17 protein-coding genes and 1 tRNA gene are annotated in these 15939 nt (G+C 45.9%); 12 read left to right on the top strand and 6 right to left on the bottom strand.

Annotated elements, in window-relative coordinates:
* Positions 1 to 34 precede the first annotated feature (34 nt).
* The 3 genes from ICN42_RS10425 to ICN42_RS10415 all read left to right on the top strand — a co-directional run bounded on the left by ICN42_RS10425 (position 35) and on the right by ICN42_RS10415 (position 4248).
* Positions 35 to 1375 carry an adenylosuccinate synthase gene (locus tag ICN42_RS10425; protein ID WP_216254372.1) on the top strand — a complete coding sequence of 447 codons (1341 nt, stop codon included), beginning with the start codon at positions 35 to 37 and terminating at the stop codon, positions 1373 to 1375.
* Positions 1376 to 1436: 61 nt separating this feature from the next.
* The gene (locus ICN42_RS10420) at positions 1437 to 3650 is read left to right on the top strand and encodes a malate synthase G (RefSeq protein ID WP_216254369.1); all 2214 of its coding nucleotides are present in this window, start codon (positions 1437 to 1439) and stop codon (positions 3648 to 3650) included.
* Between the two features lie 94 nt (positions 3651 to 3744).
* A complete protein-coding gene (locus ICN42_RS10415; RefSeq protein ID WP_216254366.1) occupies positions 3745 to 4248 on the top strand; it encodes a hypothetical protein in 504 nt (167 codons plus the stop codon).
* A gap of 98 nt (positions 4249 to 4346) precedes the next feature.
* On the opposite strand, the gene ICN42_RS10410 is transcribed toward ICN42_RS10415, so the two are convergent.
* A complete protein-coding gene (locus tag ICN42_RS10410) occupies positions 4347 to 4502 on the bottom strand; it encodes a hypothetical protein (protein ID WP_216254365.1) in 156 nt (51 codons plus the stop codon).
* Between the two features lie 73 nt (positions 4503 to 4575).
* Positions 4576 to 5070 carry a hypothetical protein gene (locus ICN42_RS10405; protein ID WP_216254362.1) on the bottom strand — a complete coding sequence of 165 codons (495 nt, stop codon included), beginning with the start codon at positions 5068 to 5070 and terminating at the stop codon, positions 4576 to 4578.
* 97 nt (positions 5071 to 5167) lie between these two features.
* Here ICN42_RS10405 and ICN42_RS10400 point away from each other — a divergent pair, with 97 nt between their 5' ends.
* From ICN42_RS10400 to ICN42_RS10380, 5 genes are all read left to right on the top strand, one after another.
* Entirely contained in the window at positions 5168 to 6382 is a 1215-nt protein-coding gene (locus ICN42_RS10400) for an MFS transporter (RefSeq protein ID WP_216254359.1), read from the top strand.
* A gap of 30 nt (positions 6383 to 6412) precedes the next feature.
* Complete coding sequence (locus tag ICN42_RS10395) at positions 6413 to 7099, top strand: dienelactone hydrolase family protein (protein WP_216254357.1); 687 nt, start codon at positions 6413 to 6415, stop codon at positions 7097 to 7099.
* Between the two features lie 20 nt (positions 7100 to 7119).
* On the top strand, positions 7120 to 7905 hold the full coding sequence (locus ICN42_RS10390; protein ID WP_216254355.1) for a DUF4239 domain-containing protein: 786 nt from the start codon (positions 7120 to 7122) through the stop codon (positions 7903 to 7905).
* Between the two features lie 18 nt (positions 7906 to 7923).
* Positions 7924 to 8421, top strand: coding sequence for a hypothetical protein (locus tag ICN42_RS10385; RefSeq protein ID WP_216254353.1), 498 nt, complete (start codon positions 7924 to 7926; stop codon positions 8419 to 8421).
* Between the two features lie 106 nt (positions 8422 to 8527).
* Positions 8528 to 9355: a sterol desaturase family protein gene (locus ICN42_RS10380; protein WP_216254350.1), complete on the top strand. Its 828-nt coding sequence runs from the start codon at positions 8528 to 8530 to the stop codon at positions 9353 to 9355.
* A 138-nt stretch (positions 9356 to 9493) separates the two neighbouring features.
* Here ICN42_RS10380 and ICN42_RS10375 read toward each other — a convergent pair.
* Positions 9494 to 9580: transfer RNA gene (locus ICN42_RS10375), tRNA-Leu, on the bottom strand.
* A gap of 143 nt (positions 9581 to 9723) precedes the next feature.
* On the opposite strand from ICN42_RS10375, the gene rnr reads away from it, so the two are divergent.
* Genes rnr through ICN42_RS10360 form a run of 3 tightly spaced genes read left to right on the top strand, consistent with a single transcriptional unit; the run spans position 9724 to position 13131 of the window.
* Entirely contained in the window at positions 9724 to 12126 is a 2403-nt protein-coding gene (gene rnr, locus ICN42_RS10370) for a ribonuclease R (RefSeq protein WP_216254348.1), read from the top strand.
* Positions 12127 to 12155: 29 nt separating this feature from the next.
* Positions 12156 to 12911 carry a 23S rRNA (guanosine(2251)-2'-O)-methyltransferase RlmB gene (gene rlmB / locus ICN42_RS10365; RefSeq protein ID WP_216254345.1) on the top strand — a complete coding sequence of 252 codons (756 nt, stop codon included), beginning with the start codon at positions 12156 to 12158 and terminating at the stop codon, positions 12909 to 12911.
* A gap of 34 nt (positions 12912 to 12945) precedes the next feature.
* Positions 12946 to 13131: a DUF2892 domain-containing protein gene (locus ICN42_RS10360; RefSeq protein ID WP_216254342.1), complete on the top strand. Its 186-nt coding sequence runs from the start codon at positions 12946 to 12948 to the stop codon at positions 13129 to 13131.
* A gap of 11 nt (positions 13132 to 13142) precedes the next feature.
* Here ICN42_RS10360 and trxC read toward each other — a convergent pair whose 3' ends face one another.
* Entirely contained in the window at positions 13143 to 13565 is a 423-nt protein-coding gene (gene trxC / locus ICN42_RS10355) for a thioredoxin TrxC (protein ID WP_216862485.1), read from the bottom strand.
* A 38-nt stretch (positions 13566 to 13603) separates the two neighbouring features.
* Positions 13604 to 14572, bottom strand: a complete 969-nt coding sequence (tal, locus tag ICN42_RS10350) for a transaldolase (RefSeq protein WP_216254340.1) — start codon at positions 14570 to 14572, stop codon at positions 13604 to 13606.
* Positions 14573 to 14681: 109 nt separating this feature from the next.
* Between tal and rpiA the strand changes: the two genes are divergently transcribed.
* Positions 14682 to 15392, top strand: coding sequence for a ribose-5-phosphate isomerase RpiA (gene rpiA, locus ICN42_RS10345; protein ID WP_216254337.1), 711 nt, complete (start codon positions 14682 to 14684; stop codon positions 15390 to 15392).
* A 221-nt stretch (positions 15393 to 15613) separates the two neighbouring features.
* Here rpiA and ICN42_RS10340 read toward each other — a convergent pair whose 3' ends face one another.
* Positions 15614 to 15886: an oxidative damage protection protein gene (locus ICN42_RS10340; RefSeq protein ID WP_216254334.1), complete on the bottom strand. Its 273-nt coding sequence runs from the start codon at positions 15884 to 15886 to the stop codon at positions 15614 to 15616.
* Positions 15887 to 15939: the final 53 nt, after the last annotated feature.

The raw sequence follows: 15939 nt of genomic DNA, 5'->3' as shown, positions 1-15939 counted from the left end.
AAACTAATTCTGTAATTACCTTTTGGATTTTATTATGTCTTTAAAGCAACAAGCTCATGGTCGTAACGTCGTTGTCATTGGCACCCAGTGGGGTGACGAGGGCAAGGGCAAAGTAGTTGATTGGTTAACTGACCATGCTCAGGCAGTTGTGCGCTTTCAGGGTGGACATAATGCTGGTCATACGCTGATCATTGGGGATAAGAAAACGATTCTGCGTTTGATCCCATCCGGAATCATGCACAAGAATGTGATTTGCTATATCGGCAATGGCGTAGTGCTTTCTCCTGAAGCGCTCTTTAAAGAAATTGGTGAGTTGGAAGCGGCGGGATTGGATGTTCAGTCTCGCCTGAAAATTTCTGAGGCAACCACTTTGATTCTGCCTTATCACGTCGCTATTGATCATGCTCGCGAGAAAAAACGCGGCAATGCCAAAATTGGCACTACTGGTCGTGGCATCGGTCCAGCATACGAAGATAAAGTCGCCCGTCGTGCCTTGCGTGTGCAAGATTTGTTCTACCCAGAAAAGTTTGCCGCACAGTTACGTGAGAACTTGGAATATCACAACTTCATGCTCACCAACTACTACGGTGCTGAGCCAGTGGATTTCCAGAAGACTTTAGAGGAAGCCATGTCTTATGCCGAGCGCATCAAGCCTATGGTGGTGGATGTCTCTAGTGCCTTATATGCGGCAGAGCAGGCAGGCCAAAATTTATTATTCGAAGGCGCACAAGGCACTTTGCTGGACATCGATCACGGCACCTATCCTTATGTGACTTCAAGCAACTGCGTAGCGGGTAATGCAGCGGCTGGATCTGGCGTTGGTCCTGATTCACTGCAATACATCTTGGGCATTACTAAGGCTTATTGCACACGTGTTGGTGCAGGCCCATTCCCAAGCGAGTTATATGATTTTGATAACCCAGCCAAGCAAGATCCAGTTGGTGTGCGTTTAGCAGAAGTGGGCAAAGAGTTTGGCTCCGTTACTGGTCGTCCACGTCGCACTGGATGGTTAGATGCCGCCGCTCTCAAGCGCTCCATTCAGATCAATGGTTTATCTGGTCTTTGCATTACCAAGCTAGATGTATTGGATGGATTTGAGACTATTCGTCTATGTGTTGGATACAACCTTGACGGTCAAAAATTAGATGTATTACCGCGCGGCGCTGAAGCCGTTGCACGTTGTGAACCAATTTATGAGGATTTCCCAGGTTGGAAGGGAACGACTTTTGGTATTCGTGAATGGGACAAACTCCCAATAGAGGCACAGAAGTTCCTGCGTCGTATCGAAGAAGTTGCAGGAAAGCCGATCGCTATGGTCTCAACAGGACCTGAACGTGATGAAACGATTCTTCTGCAACATCCATTCAAGGGTTAATAAGTAATTTTTTAATTAACTTTTGTATATTCAATTGACATATTTGTTTTGAGGTTTATAGATGACTGCACGTACACAATGTAATAGCCTTCAAGTGGCTACACCCCTATATCGTTTCATTGAAGATAAGGTTCTGCCTGGCACAGGTATCAAAAGCGCTGACTTTTGGAAGGGTTTTGATGAGATCGTTAAAGACCTAGGTCCAAAAAATGAAGCTTTGTTAGCTAAGCGTGATCGCTTGCAATTGGATTTAGATAAGTGGCATCAAGCCAATCCTGGTCCAATCAAAGATATGCCTGCCTACCGCAAGCACCTGAAAGAAATCGGTTACTTAGATGAAGTGCCAGGAAAAGTTCTGGGCACTACTAAGAATGTAGATGATGAATTAGCGCTTCAAGCTGGTCCTCAGTTAGTGGTGCCAGTTCTGAATGCGCGTTACGCATTAAATGCTGCCAACGCACGTTGGGGCTCTTTGTATGATGCTCTCTACGGTACTGACGTTATTTCTGAAGAAGATGGCGCAACTAAGGCTGGTGCATACAACCCAATTCGTGGCGCTAAGGTAGTTGCCTTTGCCCGCAAATTCTTGGATCAGTCCGCACCATTGGCTAAAGGTTCGCATGCAGATGCTACCGCTTACACAATTGATGGTAGTAAGTTAGCTGTCAGCCTGAAGGATGGCAGCAAAACCGGTCTTGCTGATGAGAAGCAGTTTGTAGGTTATCAAGGTGACGCATCTGCGCCTTCCTCTGTTCTCCTGCGCAATAACGGTGTACACATCGATATTGAAATCAATAAGACTAAAACCATCGGAGCTAGTGATGCTGCTGGTGTAAATGACGTTGTGCTTGAAGCAGCGCTTTCTACAATCTTAGATTTGGAAGATTCAATTGCCGCGGTGGATGGCGATGACAAAGTGCTTGCTTACGAAAACTGGCTAGGTATTCTTAAGGGCACCTTGGTTGAAGAAGTCAGCAAGGGTGGCAAAACCTTTACTCGCACATTGAACCCGGATCGTAAATACACTGCTGGCATTGGCGCTGTTGATGCTAAAGATGGCGTTGTCACTTTGCATGGCCGTTCTTTGTTATTCCTTCGTAACGTAGGTCACTTGATGACTAACCCAGCCATCATCACTGGCGACGGTAAAGAAATTTATGAAGGTATCTTGGATGCAGTAGTTACTGTATTGATCGCATTGCACGACATTAATCGTCCGGCAACTCAGGCGATTGGCAATACACGTAAAGGTTCCGTTTACATCGTAAAGCCAAAAATGCACAGCCCTGAAGAAGTTACCTTTGCTGGCGAACTCTTTGGCCGTGTTGAGAAATTATTAGGCTTGCCTGCGGATACTGTGAAACTCGGCATCATGGATGAAGAGCGTCGTATGAGCGCAAACATCAAGGCTGCTATTGCTGCAGCTGGTGCTCGCGTAGCCTTCATTAATACTGGCTTCCTAGATCGCACTGGTGATGAAATGCATACAGCGATGCATGCAGGTCCAATGATGCGCAAAGGCGATATGAAAACCAGCAAATGGTTATCCGCTTACGAGCGTCGTAACGTTCTGGCTGGTTTGGATTGTGGCTTGCGTGGACGCGCTCAAATCGGTAAGGGTATGTGGGCTATGCCAGACCTGATGAAGGCGATGCTTGAGCAAAAGATTGTTCATCCAAAGGCGGGTGCTAATACCGCTTGGGTGCCTTCACCAACTGCTGCGACATTGCATGCATTGCACTACCATCAAGTTAACGTAGCGCAACTGCAAAAAGAAATGGAGCAGTTAGATACTGCTGCAGAAGCAGAAGCTTTGCTCGATGACTTATTGACTATTCCAGTAGTTGAAAAAGCCAACTGGTCTAAAGAAGAGATCCAGCAAGAATTAGATAACAATTGCCAGGGTATCTTGGGTTATGTGGTTCGTTGGATTGATCAAGGCGTTGGTTGCTCTAAGGTGCCTGACATTCATAACGTAGGTTTAATGGAAGATCGTGCCACCTTGCGTATTTCTAGTCAGCATATCGCGAACTGGTTATTGCATGGCATCGTGACTGAAGCGCAAGTGAATGAGACTTTACAGCGTATGGCTAAAGTAGTTGATGGTCAAAATGCGGGTGATCCTTTATACAAGCCAATGATGCCGAATTTCAAAGACTCTTATGCTTATAAAGCGGCTAGCGATCTGATATTCAAAGGTCTAGAGCAGCCTAATGGTTATACCGAGCCTTTGCTGCATGCATGGCGCTTGGTAGTTAAAAAGGCGCACGCTTAACTTTCAATTGCTTAGTCTCAAAATTAAATGGATTTGTCGCAAGGCAAGTCCATTTTTTCTTTTGACCTCTAGCAATTAATCTCCTAAAGAACCTATGTTTGGCTTTCTTAACCCCTTTACCAAAATAACTGCTGCTCAAGGGCGGGCACTTGGTTTTCAATTTAATGATGGGGGTAGGGAGGCCGCAGGATTTAAAGGGGGTGCTGGTGACTGCGTGGTTCGTGCCATCGCCATTGCTGCCGAGTTGCCCTATATGCAGGTCTATGAGGATCTTCGTGCTGCCAATGCTAGCTATGCAGATCAACGAAATGATAAGTTGGCCAGAAGACTCAATGCCAAAGGCGTCTCACCTCGTAACGGCAATCATCGCAATGTTTTTCATGGCTATATTGTTAGTCATGGGTTTGAGTGGGTTCCCACCATGAAAATCGGGGCTGGCTGCCAAGTCCATATGCTGGCCAATGAACTACCGGCGGGTAGATTAATCGTGAAGGTTTCTAAGCACTTAGCAGCGGTAGTTGATGGGATTATTCACGATACGCATAATCCCTCTCGGGGTGGTTCACGCTGTGTTTATGGCTATTACATTAAGCGCTAGAGATTGCAGTTGAATTAAAAAAGCCCCTGAAACATTCAGAGGCTTTTTTTGTAAATACAGCCATAAATAGCCTAAAACAGGGGTAATTCAGCAGTAAATTACCAATTTCCACTAGTTTTACGTGATTTCTGCTCCATTACTTTAGCTTCTGAAAATGCTGCTGCGAGCAGGCTAAAGAAGTCTTTAATAGCAAATAAAGGCTTAAAGCTGAAAATGGGTGCTTGGTGAAACTGTACTGAGTTTGAATGTGCCATGGTGAGCTCCTTAAGGGTTAACCCTAATGATACACCCTATCCCTCTCAATTGCAGAAATTTGAGTGATTTAGCCTAATACGCGCTGGTATTACGGTACTTTTGATCCCAGGCATTTTTATAGGCGGTGGTCATGCCAATCATGATGGAAGTGGTCCATGCTAAAGAAAATAGGCCGCTGAAGGAGATGAAGAACGCAAAGGTTTTCCATCCATCCAGCAAGTTATCGGATTCAAAGCCTACGGTTGTATAGCAGCTACCGGCAAAGAGAATGGCGTCAATGGGTGCTTTCATAATGCCCAAACCAATGATGAAGACCGACCAAAAGAAGATCTCTAGTAGGTGGAACATGGCCAAAAAAACGAAAGTGGCATAAAAGTGAAAGAAAACACGGTTGTATTCGTGTTTGGCAAGATTTTGGCGGGTGAGGCGTTCAAAGCGCATATAGACGTGGTTAATAGCGCTGCCATGAAAGAACAGGATACAGATAAGGAAAAGAATTCCCCAGGCGGCATCTCGCATGAGGATTAAAAAAGGAAAGTCAGAGAAAGCGGTGATGATGTGGTTCATGAGGGCTTTAAAGGAGGGGCTCAGGCATTGATTTCTTAGTGGGTTGATAATGTCACATCTCTAATTTCATGTAAAGAAACCCTTGACCGAGCATCACATGCCAGGAGGAAAGCAGAAAGAGCGCTTTTTCTTATTCTCCTTGGCCGGAATTCAGTTCACCCACATCTTGGACTTCATGATCATGATGCCCTTGGGCCCCGAATTTATTCGTGAGCTCAATATCAATACGCATCAGTTCGGCCTATTACTTTCTTCCTACACTTTTGCCGCTGCCATTGCTGGTGTCTTTGCTACCTACTTCGTGGATCGCTTTGAGAGGCGAGTGCTGCTTCTCAGTTTGTATGCCTGTTTCATTATTGCTACCTTAGTTTGCGGCTTAGCCCCTGACTACCATTCTCTTTTTATCGCGCGAGCTTTCGCGGGAGCGTTTGGCGGCATATTGGGTTCATTGGTTCAAACCATCATTGCCGACTCCATTCCGTTTGAGCGTAGAGGCAAGGCTTTGGGAACAGTGATGTCCGCTTTCTCGGTATCGACTGTGGCGGGAGTTCCGCTCAGCTTATTTCTAGCCAATAACATTCCATCTTTAGGGTGGCGTGCCCCCTTTATTTTCATTGCCTTGGTTTCAAGTCTGATTCTGTATCTAGGCTATCGCAATATTCCCAAGATCTCTGGTCACTTAGGACATTCCCACGAGGGAAGTCGCCTCAGTCAAATCTGGAATATCTTTGTCGCTCATCAGCATCTGCGTGCATTCATTTTTATGGCGCTAATTATGTTGACAGGATTTTCTGTGATTCCTTATATTGCCCTCTATCTCACATCGAATGTGGGAATTGATAACTCTTATATTTCCTTAATCTATCTTTGTGGCGGGATCGCTACGCTAATGAGCTCACGCTTGATTGGTCATATGGCGGATCGTTACGGTAAGGTCAAGGTATTTAGGGTGCTTGCTGTAATCAGCTTAATTCCTTTACTGGTAACTACCAATCTTGTGCCTGTGCCATTGTGGGTGGTGTTGATGAACTCCACAGCATTCTTTGTTTTAGTTTCAGGTCGCATGATTCCGGCGATGGCAATCGTGAGTCAAGTGGTGGATGCCAAAATGCGGGGGACCTTCATGAGCCTAGTAGGTTCAGTACAAATGCTGGCATCAGGATTGGCGTCTGTGCTGGCCGGTGTGGTCGTGACCATTGGTACCGATGGGAAGATGGAGCACTACAACCTAGTGGGTTATGGGGCAGCCTTCTGTGGCTTGCTTACCTTCTGGTTGGTGGGATATATTCATACTGATAAACAGGCGCACTAAGTCCAATTCATTTTCAAAAGAGAGGTTGTCATGATTACATTTCAAAGACCCGACGGCACTTCAGTAGAGGCCTATTTAATTGAGCCTGCTAATCCTCAAAATGCGCCTGGCGTTGTAGTTATTCAGGAGTGGTGGGGTCTTGATGATGAGATTAAAAATGTTGCCAACCGTTTAGCCAAAGCAGGCTATCGCGCCTTGGTTCCAGATCTATATCGTGGCAAGCTCGCCCTAGAAGCTAATGAAGCTGAACACCTGATGAATGATCTGAATTTTGGCGATGCTGCCAGCCAAGATATCCGCGGCGCCGTTCAATATCTCAAGGCAACTGGTAGTGGCAAAGTTGCGGTCACTGGCTTTTGTATGGGTGGGGCACTTACGGTATTGTCAGCTGGCCTCGTTCCGGAATCTGATGGCACGGTAGTTTGGTATGGCTATCCTCCACTGGAGTACGTTGATGCCTCGGCTATTCAAAAGCCGATGTTGGCTCATTGGGCTCTTCATGATGATTTCTTCTCGATCGCTGGTGTTGACCAATTAGAAGAAAAACTGAAAGCAGCTGGAGTCAACTATGATTTCCAGCGCTATGACGCTAAACACGCCTTTGCTAATCCGAAGTCGGATTCTAGAGGTCTGCCACCATTACAGTACAACCCAGCTGCTGCTGATTTGGCCTGGGAACGCACTATGGCTTTCTTAAAAAATACTCTAGGTAATTAATAAGCTATTTAAGGGCGCATATGTTTTTCAATTGGATTTATAGACGAAGCAATGTCCAGATATTAATTATTCTGGTTCTATTCTTCGTGGTTTTGTTGGACTTAATGCCGCGTATTTTGCAGTCCATTCCGATGTTTTCACCTACCCAAGACAGTACGCGCTTAGGTTTAAGTCTTTTTGGATCGATCATTACCTTAAGCGGCTTGTTAATTGGTTTCTTGCTAAACCAAGCGCAAACCAATTTTCGCGAAGTGCAATCTTTAGTTTCTAGAGAAGCAGGTCAAATTAACAATCTTGATCGTCTGCTGGTGCGCTATGGTGATCCCGCAATCGCGCCTATGCGTAAAGAGCTATTCGACTATATGAACTCGATTGTCTATGATGAGTGGGATTTAATGAAGGATGGTCTCGGTAGCTCAAAGACGCATATGCTTTGGCGGGGGATTTCTCGCAAGCTACTATCCCTTGAGCCTCATACCAATAGGCAGACCGCAATGTATACCGATATTCTCAAAAAGGCTGAGGAGGTTGCTGAAAGCAGGGAGTCCCGAATCGAGCGCTCATCAGTGCGATTGCCTAACTTATTTTGGGTTGTCATCATCATTTGTATGACGGCCTTACTTGGTATTAACACTTTGTTTTTGCCTTCCGATTCTTTTTTCATGGGATTGAAAATTTTGCCAGTAACTTTAGGAGCCCTAATCTCACTCTTGGTGATTACGGATCAACCGTTTAAAGGTCAAAGTTCCGTGAAGGCTGACCCCTTCCTTAAAATTATTGAGTCTATTAAAACTCGTACTGAATAACCCACTCTTTTTATTGCCATGCATCTCTTCGCCGAAAATCTTGCAGTTGAACTCTCCTCTTATTACCGCAACCTTGCCTTAGGGCATGGTGTGATTCCAAAAGTCTTTACTTTAGTGAATGGGGCTCGGGATCAATATCTCTTTTTTATTGATGATTTGCGCATGGAAGCAGATGAAGAAAATCAATTCCTAGCTTTTATTGTGCAGGCGCATGAGGCAGTTTGCTATGCACGAGGAACTTTAGTGATTTTGGAGAAATCCCAGCAACTGATCGAATTTGCGGTAATTGATCAAGATGATGCTGATGCCATTGTGTGCTCCGCCCAATTAACGCGGAATATTGACGATAAGCCAGTTGGCCTCAGCGAGTTTGAAAAGACCTTAGCCCCTAAAAAGACCATCTTCTTTAGTGGCCTCTTTGAGCCCATCAAGCTATCAGAGGATAGGGCGGAAGAGTTTGAAAGCCTTTGGGATGAAATGAAGCCTAAGATCTTGCATCGAAACATGGGGATTTAAGTGGCGATTAGAATGGATATGGATTCTTACCTTCCCACGTGTTCTTCCACAAATTTTGGCGAAGGTCTATGCCTAGAATCACTTGGCTGATGCACGTTAAATAGCAATGGAACAGTATTTCGCCCCCTATCAGTTAACGTTCTTTCTGCCGCTAGTTGCGATTGCAATTATTCTCGAGTCTTACTTCTATAAAAAACAATTTAATAAGCCCTACCCATGGCGGGAGAGTGCAACCTCATTAGGTGTTGGCTTAGGCCATCAATTGACTGGCGTGATCAATCGTCTTTTAATACAGGGCATTATGGCCAGCTTTGTTTGGCAATACCGTATCTACACAATGCCGAATCAGTGGTGGGTGTATGTAGCGTTGTTTGTGGGTCTAGAATTTTGCTACTACTGGTATCACCGCGCTTCACACGAGATATTTTTGATGTGGGCTACTCATAGCACCCATCACTCACCTAATGAGCTGACCCTTTCTGCCTCCTATCGCCTCGGGTGGATGCCTTTCTTATCGTTTAGCTGGATCTTTTTCTTACCACTCGTATTTTTGGGATTCTCGCCCATTCTCGTCTTTACAATGCTTTCTATTAACTTAATGTATCAGTTTTGGCTTCATACCAAACTAATTGGTCGCTTAGGTATCCTAGAGGGAATTCTTAATACCCCTTCATCTCATCGAGTTCATCATGCAAGCAACCCAATTTATCTCGATAAGAATTATGGTGGAATTTTAATTTTGTTTGATCGCCTCTTTGGCACTTACGCAAAAGAGGCGCAGGGCATCGACATTACCTATGGGCTTACTCACCCAAACTATTCTGATAATCCGATTGAAGTGGTTTTCCGAGTTTGGCGTGAGCTCGTTATGAAGGTATTGAATACACCGGGCCTAAAAAATAAGCTGAGAATCATTTTTTCGCCACCGGCTTAGATGCAGTTCATTTAGTGCATTTTTGCTGAAAATATCTAAATTAAAGCAATTGAACTTTAGATAAGGTCTAGGGCCATGATTGTTTTGCCTGTTGAAAAAGGGCCATTTAGTCCCCATATAGGTCTTTGTAGGTGTATTTGGTGCCCAGGAAGGGACTCGAACCCCCACAACCTTACGATCGCCAGCACCTGAAGCTGGTGCGTCTACCAATTTCGCCACCTGGGCATGCCGTTATTATAAAGGTATGCGCCTTTTGGCTCACTTTCTAACCCCTTTTGGCTTTTTCCCTTCAGACCGAGTGGTTTGATACAGTAGCCTTAGCAAGAATAATCATTGATATATAAGGCATGGATTGCCGAAGGAATTAAATGCGTAAAGCAAAAAACTTGGTGCCACGAGAGGCTGACCGCTTAGGTACAGTCCAAGGTCACCGAGATGGATTTGGATTTGTTATCCCGGATGACGGTGGCGAAGATATTTTTCTTTCTGAAAGAGAAATGTCCCGCGTCATGCATGGGGATAGAGTAAATGTCAGAGTATTGGGAACAGATCGTCGCGGTCGACCAGAAGGTCAGATCGTTGATGTGATTCTGCACGCAAATAAGGTAGTGATTGGACGCCTCTTAAATGAGAATGGTGTCCTCATTGTTGCGCCGGAAGATAAGCGTATCGGCCACGATATTTTGATCCCACCAAAAGGCCAGGGCAATGCCAAATTAGGTCAAGTGGTGAGTGTTGAAATCATTGACTATCCCGATAGCTATCGTCAAGCTGTTGGTCGTGTTGTTGAAGTGCTTGGTGAGATAGATGATCCCGGCATGGAAATTGAAATCGCTGTTCGTAAATACGGCGTTCCCCATGAATTTTCAGCGGCAGTGAAAAAAGAGGCCGATGCTTTGCCTGATACTGTTCAGCAAACTGACCTTGAAGGCCGCGTTGATTTACGTGATGTTCCTTTAGTCACTATTGATGGTGCTGATGCCCGTGACTTTGATGATGCGGTGTATTGCGAGCCAGTCATGTACGGCAAGAGCAAGGCTTGGCGTCTCATCGTCGCTATTGCTGACGTATCGCATTATGTTCAGCCAGGTAAGCCTTTGGATGATGAAGGCCTCTTGCGCGCTACCTCGGTGTATTTCCCGAGACGGGTGATACCCATGTTGCCAGAGAAGATCTCGAATGGTCTTTGCTCACTAAATCCTGGTGTTGATCGCTTGTGTATGGTGTGTGACTCGGTTGTGGATAACAACGGAGTGGTTTTGGCATATCAGTTCTATCCAGCAGTGATGCATTCCGCCCAACGATTTACCTACGATACGGTTTGGGAGATTCTTTCCAATAGCAAAGGCCCTGAAGCCACGCGTTTTGCTGAGTTCAGACCTTTACTGACCAATCTCTATTCTCTATACAAAATTCTGTTGGATGCACGTCAAAAGCGTGGCGCGATTGAGTTTGAGACAACGGAAACTCAGATTATTAGTAATGAGCTAGGGAAGATTCTGCGCATTGAGCCGCGCCTGCGTAATGATGCGCATCGCTTGATTGAGGAGTGCATGTTGACAGCGAACGTTTGCGCTGCCGACTTCATTGACCAGAATAAGCATCTCAGTTTGTACCGTGTGCATGGTGAGCCCTCTGAAGAGAAGTTAGTTACTTTGCGTCAAGTCTTGCGTACCTCTGGCTTGTCATTGGGTGGCGGTGAAAAGCCGAAGCCAAAAGACTTCGCTAAGCTCATGCGTGAAATCAAAGATCGTCCTGATGCCAATATGCTGCAGTCATTGGTTCTGCGTGCTATGCAACAGGCAATGTATCAGCCTGATAACGAAGGTCACTTTGGTCTCGCATATCCTGCGTACTCGCATTTCACTAGCCCAATTCGACGCTATCCAGATCTTTTGACGCATCGCGTGATCAAGGCGATCTTGGCTAAAAAGCCCTATACGCCAGTATTGCCGCCGACAGTGCCACTCAATCTGACGATGCCGCGCAAAGGCAAGGGTCGTGAGAATGCCGTGAATGCTAAAAAATCTCATAACGATGCTAAAGAGGTGGCCGCAAAGGGGACCCGTTTACCAAAATTACCTAAGGGTGCCAATGCTGCATTGCCTATTTGGGGTCAATTGGGGGTTCATTGCTCATCTAACGAGCGTCGTGCAGATGAAGCCTCTCGCGATGTTGAGGCCTGGTTGAAGTGTTACTACATGCGCGATCACTTGGGTCAAGAATATGCAGGCACCGTTACTGGCGTTGCATCGTTTGGCTTATTTGTGCAACTAGAGAATCTCTTTGTTGAGGGCATGATTCATGTCACCGAATTGGGTGGCGATTATTTCCAGTATGACGAAGCCCGCCAAGAATTGCGTGGTGAGAGAACTGGTATTCGTTATCGTTTAGGCGATCGGGTACACGTCTTAGTCAGCCGCGTTGATCTGGATGCTCGAAAAATTGAGTTTAGTCTGGTGAAGTCGGTTGGCTTAGAGCCAGGCGGCACTACCAATCGTCGTCAAATTGTTTTGGCTAGCGATACCGGTAGGCCTAATAAGAAGGCATCCCCCAAAAAAGGTCGCTCTGGTAGCAAAGAGCCGCAGAAGCATGCTGGTGTCAATGTCAATGCCGCTAAATCTGCTGGCAACCTGAATGCCAATCAATCAAAGAATCATGCTGGACGCAGTGCGAGTACTGTTGCTAAGGTTGGGAAGCCTTCTAGGCCAGCAAGTAAACCTGCTGGTACAAAGCCACCCGTTCGTAGCACTAAAGCGCGTCGTAAATAAGCAGTAATACAGAATCGAGATAAGTAAAGATGAAGCAAATATTAGTTGGTTTTCATGCGGTACAAGCGCGCTTACGGGTGGATGCGGATAGTCTGAAGTCAGTTTATTTTGATCCTAGTCGACGTGATCGCCGTATGGGTGATTTTCTGAAGCAGGCTGAAGAGCTCCTGGGAGAAAGATTGCATGCAGCAGACTCCGAGCGTCTTCATAAGCTAGCGGGTCATGATCGCCATCAAGGTGTAGTGGCTCTAGCCGAAAAGATGACAATTGCGCGCACGATCACCGAGGTAGTGGAAGATGCAGAAAGCAATCAAAGCAAGGTGATGTTCCTGGTATTGGATGGTGTAACCGATCCCCATAACTTTGGTGCTTGCTTACGTGTGGCTGATGGTGCCGGTGTAGATGCCGTGGTGATCCCAAAAGATCGTTCCGCCTCTATTAATGCCACCGTCAGCAAAGTATCGAGTGGTGCTTCTGAAGTGATGCCAGTTATCACAGTAACCAATCTGGTTCGCAGTATGAAAGAGATGCAAGAGGCAGGTGTTTGGTTAATTGGTACCGATGACGAAGCGGAAAAATCTATTTACGATCTAGATCTCACTGGCCCCATCGGAATTGTCATGGGTGCCGAGGGTGAGGGCATGCGCCGCTTAACTCGTGAGACCTGTGATGAGCTAGTTCGCATTCCAATGAAGGGCGTAGTTGAGAGTTTGAATGTATCTGTAGCTAGTGGCGTATGCTTGTATGAGGCACTAAGGCAGCGTATGGCTAAAGAGCCTAAATAACTAGCGCATCATTCTGTTGACTCAAGGAGTTTCTATGAAATGCAATATCGGACATACTGACCGCGTTCTGCGAATGACTGTTGGCGTAACTTTGATGGGACTTGCTGGTTTTGGTATCACTGGCCCTTGGGCTTGGATTGGCATCGTCCCATTACTTACAGGCATGATGGGAAATTGTCCCGCTTACAGCATTCTCGGTATTAACACCGCAAAGAAGTAATCAAGCGATTGCTAACTTAGCAGCTGCTGTACAAACTGCTCTAGTTGCGCCGGAAGCAGTGCTCCGCTCAGGCGGTGGACTTCTTTGCCATTCTTAAATCCCGCTAGCGTTGGTATTGAGCGGATATTCCATTGTGATCCGAGTAGTTGTTCTGCCTCGGTATTCACTTTCACAAACAAGACTTGATTTTCGTGACTCATTGCGCTCGCCTGAAAGGTGGGGCCAAACATCTTGCATGGCCCACACCATGGTGCCCAGAAATCTACGATGACCGGCATCACGGATTGGCTTACTAGCTCGCTAAAGTTTGCCGCTCCCGCATTGATTGGCAGAGATAGAAGCTCTTGCTTGCAGGCTCCACAAATAGGGGTCTGATTGAGCTTTTCAGTAGGAACTCGATTTCCTTTGTTGCAATGTGGGCAATGAATAATCATGTTGATTCCTCAGTAGGCTAAACACAAAGCTTAATTACTTAATTACATAAGAGCGCTTCTAGCTTTTCAGTATCGATACAAAAATTACGTATTCCTTCGGCCAGCTTTTCAGTGGCCATCGCATCATTATTTAATTGCAATCTAAAGTGAGATTCATCCAGCTTCAGTTGAATGATATTTTCACTTGCAAGAGCGCTGGCTGCATTGCTGGCATTCAGTTTTTTCTCAACTGCTACCGTGCTTTTCTGCAGTTCACCCAAAAGCTCTGGGCTGATGGTGAGTAAGTCACACCCAGCCAGCTCCAGAATTTGACTAGTATTACGAAAGCTAGCACCCATGATTTCAGTGGCAATGCCAAAGTGCTTGTAATAGTGGAAGATGCGTTTCACAGAGGTAACGCCAGGATCATTTGCGCCGCCATTATTGACATCGTTCCAGGCGCTACCCAGTTTCGCTTTGTACCAGTCGGTAATACGCCCCACAAATGGAGAGATTAATTTCGCATTGACCGCACCGCAGGCTGCTGCTTGTACCAAAGAGAAGAGGAGCGTCATATTGCAATGAATGCCTTCGGCCTCTAGAACCTTCGCCGCCTGTATACCTTCCCATGTGCCAGCTAATTTAATCAAGATTCGCTTGCGATCAATCCCATGTGATTCATAAAGAGAAATGAGGTGCCTGGCCTTGTTAATGGTTGCCTGAGTATCAAAGGATAGGCGGGCATCTACCTCAGTCGAAACTCTGCCAGGGACAGTCTTCAAAATCTCAAGGCCAAAAGCCACTAGGATGTAATCAACTAAATCGACTGGTTTCATACCGGGGTGCGCTGATTTGACTTGATTTACTAAAGCCTGATAGTTGGCTTGTTGAGCCGCTTTCAGGATGAGGGAAGGGTTGGTGGTGGCATCCTGCGGTTGGTATTCCCGCATGCGCTCGAAGTCGCCGGTATCGGCCACAACGGTAGTGAATTGTTTGAGTTGGCTTAGTGCAGTAACAGAGGAAGTCATCAGGATCTTGAATACTCTCGATTAATTAATCAGGCAAATAGATTGAATATCATATGATAGATGGATAAATAAGGCTGTTCCAGTTCAGATAAGGATATCGGGCAAGATCATGAATCAAGATCAACTAAAGCAATTGGTAGGTGAGGCGGCGCGGGATGAGGTGCTAAAGCTGCCCTCGGGCCAGATCCTAGGTATTGGTACAGGCTCTACCGCTAACTGCTTTATTGATGCCTTAGCGCCCCATAAAGCCCACTTTTCTGGAACAGTATCAAGCTCTAATGCCACTACGGAACGCCTCTTAAAACACGGTTTTAAGGTCTTAGATCCTAATGAGGTGGGTGAGTTACCCGCTTATGTCGATGGCGCTGATGAAATCGATCCAGCGGGCCATATGATTAAAGGTGGTGGTGGCGCCTTGACCCGTGAAAAGATTATTGCCTCGATGGCAAAGCAATTTATCTGTATTTGTGATGCCTCCAAACAAGTGCCAGTTTTGGGTAACTTCGCCTTACCCGTGGAGATTATTCCTTTGTCTAAAGGGGTCGTCACTCAGGAGTTAGCTAAGTTAGGTGGTACGGTCACACTCAGAATGGCAAAAGATACCCGCTCAGATTTAGGTCAGACGCCAAGCCAGCCTTTTGTGACGGATAACGGTGGCTGGATTTTAGATATTGCGGGTTTAAAGATTTCAGACCCGCTCGCACTTGAGTCTCAAATCAATCAAATCGCCGGCGTTATTACGGTTGGTCTTTTTGCCAAAGAGAAAGCCGATATTTTGTTGGTGAGTAACGCATCTGGTGTGAGTAGAATTACTTTCTAAATAAAAAACCCGACGGGGCAGCAAGCTGAACCATCGGGTTTGTTTGCCATGACGAAACATGGCGCAGGCAAAGGGAAGAGATTTAGTTCCCAATGCCCATAAGCACATAGATATGCTTACGAGTAGTGGCTTTCGCCAATGTAGCCGATCACGAGATCTGACTGACTACGACTTCATCCTATGCCTGTGAATTTCTCTCGTCAAGAGATATTCAAAAATAATTATTCTGCTTCCGGCACATAACCCTGAGCCATGTCTGCGCCACCTTCAAAGAAGTATTTTTCAACTTGTTTGAGTAGGTATTGGCGAGCGCGAGGATCGGCCATATTCAGGCGATTCTCGTTAATCAACATGGTTTGGTGTTTTAACCAGGCGGCCCAAGCCTCCTTAGAAACTTGATTCCAAATCTTCTTGCCTAGATCGCCAGGAAGTGGAGCAAAGTCCATACCTTCGGCTTCTTTATTGAGTTTGATGCATTGAACCATGCGTGCCATTTGTAATGCCTTTCAAATACGGTGTGCTAAAAAATAAATAGGTAAAACAAAGA

The organism is Polynucleobacter sp. 71A-WALBACH (assembly GCF_018882365.1).
In the GTDB taxonomy this organism is placed as follows: Bacteria; Pseudomonadota; Gammaproteobacteria; order Burkholderiales; family Burkholderiaceae; genus Polynucleobacter.
Note: the sequence above shows the minus strand (reverse complement) of the source record. Positions and strands in the feature narration are given on the sequence as shown.

Bases quoted from the DNA above. Each gene is read 5' to 3' on its own strand.
- ICN42_RS10425 (WP_216254372.1), top strand. From the start codon at position 35: ATGTCTTTAAAGCAACAAGCTCATGGTCGTAACGTCGTTGTCATTGGC.
- ICN42_RS10420 (WP_216254369.1), top strand. From the start codon at position 1,437: ATGACTGCACGTACACAATGTAATAGCCTTCAAGTGGCTACACCCCTA.
- ICN42_RS10415 (WP_216254366.1), top strand. From the start codon at position 3,745: ATGTTTGGCTTTCTTAACCCCTTTACCAAAATAACTGCTGCTCAAGGG.
- ICN42_RS10410 (WP_216254365.1), bottom strand. From the start codon at position 4,502: ATGGCACATTCAAACTCAGTACAGTTTCACCAAGCACCCATTTTCAGC.
- ICN42_RS10405 (WP_216254362.1), bottom strand. From the start codon at position 5,070: ATGAACCACATCATCACCGCTTTCTCTGACTTTCCTTTTTTAATCCTC.
- ICN42_RS10400 (WP_216254359.1), top strand. From the start codon at position 5,168: ATGCCAGGAGGAAAGCAGAAAGAGCGCTTTTTCTTATTCTCCTTGGCC.
- ICN42_RS10395 (WP_216254357.1), top strand. From the start codon at position 6,413: ATGATTACATTTCAAAGACCCGACGGCACTTCAGTAGAGGCCTATTTA.
- ICN42_RS10390 (WP_216254355.1), top strand. From the start codon at position 7,120: ATGTTTTTCAATTGGATTTATAGACGAAGCAATGTCCAGATATTAATT.
- ICN42_RS10385 (WP_216254353.1), top strand. From the start codon at position 7,924: ATGCATCTCTTCGCCGAAAATCTTGCAGTTGAACTCTCCTCTTATTAC.
- ICN42_RS10380 (WP_216254350.1), top strand. From the start codon at position 8,528: ATGGAACAGTATTTCGCCCCCTATCAGTTAACGTTCTTTCTGCCGCTA.
- rnr (WP_216254348.1), top strand. From the start codon at position 9,724: ATGCGTAAAGCAAAAAACTTGGTGCCACGAGAGGCTGACCGCTTAGGT.
- rlmB (WP_216254345.1), top strand. From the start codon at position 12,156: ATGAAGCAAATATTAGTTGGTTTTCATGCGGTACAAGCGCGCTTACGG.
- ICN42_RS10360 (WP_216254342.1), top strand. From the start codon at position 12,946: ATGAAATGCAATATCGGACATACTGACCGCGTTCTGCGAATGACTGTT.
- trxC (WP_216862485.1), bottom strand. From the start codon at position 13,565: ATGATTATTCATTGCCCACATTGCAACAAAGGAAATCGAGTTCCTACT.
- tal (WP_216254340.1), bottom strand. From the start codon at position 14,572: ATGACTTCCTCTGTTACTGCACTAAGCCAACTCAAACAATTCACTACC.
- rpiA (WP_216254337.1), top strand. From the start codon at position 14,682: ATGAATCAAGATCAACTAAAGCAATTGGTAGGTGAGGCGGCGCGGGAT.
- ICN42_RS10340 (WP_216254334.1), bottom strand. From the start codon at position 15,886: ATGGCACGCATGGTTCAATGCATCAAACTCAATAAAGAAGCCGAAGGT.